This is a genomic window from Pseudomonas sp. 18.1.10, from assembly GCF_024655625.1.
Classification (GTDB): Bacteria; Pseudomonadota; Gammaproteobacteria; order Pseudomonadales; family Pseudomonadaceae; genus Aquipseudomonas.
Genome location: NZ_JANLGL010000389.1, coordinates 1 through 2,897, shown reverse-complemented (window position 1 = coordinate 2,897; position 2,897 = coordinate 1). Strand labels below are relative to the sequence as shown.

The 2,897-nt window shown below is 62.8% G+C and carries 2 protein-coding genes and 1 pseudogene; all 3 read left to right on the top strand.

Annotated elements, in window-relative coordinates; all coding sequences use genetic code 11:
- The first annotated feature begins 118 nt into the window (after window positions 1-118).
- Window positions 119-520, top strand: a complete 402-nt coding sequence (locus NUV89_RS28975; RefSeq protein ID WP_124524993.1) for a YbaN family protein — start codon at window positions 119-121, stop codon at window positions 518-520.
- Window positions 521-605: 85 nt separating this feature from the next.
- Window positions 606-1,937 (top strand): annotated as a pseudogene (locus NUV89_RS30055) (HAMP domain-containing protein); the annotation flags it as partial.
- 102 nt (window positions 1,938-2,039) lie between these two features.
- The gene (locus tag NUV89_RS30050) at window positions 2,040-2,795 is read left to right on the top strand and encodes a methyl-accepting chemotaxis protein (RefSeq protein ID WP_374684556.1); all 756 of its coding nucleotides are present in this window, start codon (window positions 2,040-2,042) and stop codon (window positions 2,793-2,795) included.
- The last annotated feature ends 102 nt before the right edge of the window (window positions 2,796-2,897 follow it).

The window sequence follows — 2,897 nt, the reverse complement described above, 5'->3', positions numbered from 1 at the left end:
TACAGTCTGTCAGTTGATAACGATGTCGACTGACCCATCGCCTTCGCGAGCAAGCCCGCTCCCACATTTGGATCTCATTTCAAGCTGATTTCTTGCTTTATCTTTTTTGCGCAAACCTATGACCGGCAAAACCCAATCCACCTCGAAAATCGCCCGAATCCTCTTCGGCCTGCTGGCCTACGTCAGCCTGGGCATTGGCTTGGTGGCGATTGTCATACCGGGTTTGCCCACCACCGAATTCATCCTGCTCGCCGCCTGGGCCGCCACCAAAAGCTCACCGCGTCTCAGTGCCTGGCTGGAAAACCACCGTTTGTTCGGGCCGATCCTGTTCAACTGGCGCAACGGCAAGATCATCGCCCGCCGGGCCAAGGTCAGCGCCACCGTGAGCATGCTGCTCTGCGCCGGGCTGATGCTGGTGATGCTCGACCACGGCTGGCCGATCTACCTGGCGATTGCCGGGATGAGCCTGGGCAACCTGTGGATCTGGTCGCGCCCGGAACGTCTCGCACGGCCCGCCTAACGCCGCGCGTAGGACACTTCCTACCGCTCATCGCCTCCCTCTCATGAAACGCCCCTCTGCGCCGATGCCCAAGACATAGCGCCGAATGGACTTGGCCGTGCTTCGCATACCAATAAGTCCATTCGCGAGTGAACCTATGTTCGACACCCTCTCCATCCGCCTGAAAATCGTCCTGTTGTCCGGCCTTTGCCTGTTGGGCGTGATTGCCCTGGTCGTCGGCGTCAACCTGTACGAGGCCGATCAGAACAACCATCTGGTCCGCGACTCAAGCTCGCGAATGCTCACCGACAGCGTGCAGGACCTGTTGCAGGCCAAGGCCGCCGAACAAGCGGTGCAACTGCAGAAAACCTTTGGCGAAAACCTGTTGGTGGTGACCGCCCTCGCCGACCAGGTCAAAGACCTGCGCGCCCTCGCCCGCCAACGCTCGCTGGAGCCCGGCGCCCTGCGCGAAGCCCTCAACCAGAGCGTCAAGACCGCCTTTGAGCGCAACCGCAAGGCCCTGGGTATCTGGCTGTCGTTCGAACCCAACGGGCTGGATGGCAAGGACAGCGAATTCATCGACGACAAGGCCCGCGTCTCCAACGAAAAAGGGCGTTTCTCCACTTACTGGAGCCGCGCCGGCGGCGAAGGCTTGAACACCATCATGGTCGAGGACGACCTGACCAAGACCAGCCTCAACCTCAGCGGCACGCCCTACAACATCTGGTACACCTGCCCACGGGACACCCGCAGTGTTTGCCTGCTGGACCCGTACGCCGATGAAGTGGCGGGCAAGTCGATGCTGATGACCACCATCTCCCTGCCGCTGATCGTCGACGGCAACGTCATCGGCGTGGTCGGTATCGACATCGCCCTCGACACCCTGCAAGCCACCACCGACGTTGCGCAAAAAGAACTGTTCGACGGCGCCGCCCACCTGGAAGTCCTCTCCAGCACCGGCCTGATTGCGGCCTACAGCGGTGAGCCAGGCCGGGTCGGCAAAAACCTGGTGGACATCCTCGGCGCCGAAGGCAAGGAGATCGTGCAACTGCTGGCCAACGGCACGCACACGATCCGTGAACAGGACGACACCATCCGCGCCGTGTACCCGGTCAAGCCGATTGCCGATGCCAAATCCTGGGGCGTGCTCATCAAGCTGCCCAAACAGGTGATGCTGGCCGACGCCAGCAAACTGCAAACCCTGCTCGACAAAGCCCAGGACGCCGGCACCCTGAAGGCCCTGCTGGTCGGTGCCGCCGCTGGCCTGCTGGGCTTGCTGCTGATCTGGCTGACCGCCACCGGCGTGACGCGCCCGATCAACAACGTGGCTGCCATGCTCAAGGGCATTGCCAGCGGCGACGGCGACCTCACCCAACGCCTGGCCTACAGCAAGAAAGACGAGCTGGGCGAATTGGCGAACGGCTTCAACGCCTTCCTCGACAAGCTGCAACCGACCATCGCGCAGATCAAGCAAAGCATCACCGAAGCGCGCGGCACCGCCGACCAGTCCTCGGCCATCGCACGCCAGACCAGCGAAGGCATGCAGGTGCAGTTCCGCGAAATCGACCAGGTGGCCACCGCCTCCAACGAAATGAGCGCCACCGCCCATGACGTCGCCAACAGCGCCTCCAACGCCGCCAGCGCGGCCCGGGGCGCCGATCAGTCGGCGCGTGAAGGCATGTCGATCATCGAGCAAAGCACCCGCGACATCACCACCCTCGCCGAAGAAGTCAGCAAGGCCGTGGGCGAAGTCGAGGCGCTAGCGGTGAACAGCGAGCAGATTGGCTCGGTGCTGGAAGTGATCCGCAGCATTGCCGAGCAGACCAACCTGCTGGCACTCAACGCCGCCATCGAAGCGGCCCGCGCCGGCGAAAGCGGCCGGGGGTTTGCGGTGGTGGCCGACGAAGTGCGCAACCTGGCCAAGCGCACCCAGGATTCGGTGGAGGAGATCCGCGTGGTGATCGAACGCATCCAGAGCGGCACCCGTGGCGTGGTGGCGACCATGCATTCGAGCCAGAGCCAGGCCCAGAACAATGCCGGGCAGATCCATCAGGCGGTGCAGGCCCTGGGCAAGATCAGCGAGGCGGTGACTGTAATCAGCGACATGAACCTGCAAATCGCCAGCGCCGCCGAACAACAGAGCGCCGTGGCCGAAGAGGTCAACCGCAACGTCTCGGCGATCCGTACCGTGACCGAGACGCTGACGGGCCAGGCCACCGAATCGGCGGCCATCAGCAGCCAGCTGAATGCATTGGCCAACCAGCAGATGACGTTGATGAATCAGTTCAGGGTGTAAACCCCAACCCCGAGAACAATGGAATCCCCCTGTGGGAGCAGGGCTTGTGTGGGAGCGGGCTTGCTCGCGAAGGCGGCGTGTCAGTCAATTCATCTCTGACTG

Coding starts and splice junctions, on each gene's coding strand:
- NUV89_RS30050 (WP_374684556.1), top strand. CDS start 2,040: ATGCAGGTGCAGTTCCGCGAAATCGACCAGGTGGCCACCGCCTCCAAC.
- NUV89_RS28975 (WP_124524993.1), top strand. CDS start 119: ATGACCGGCAAAACCCAATCCACCTCGAAAATCGCCCGAATCCTCTTC.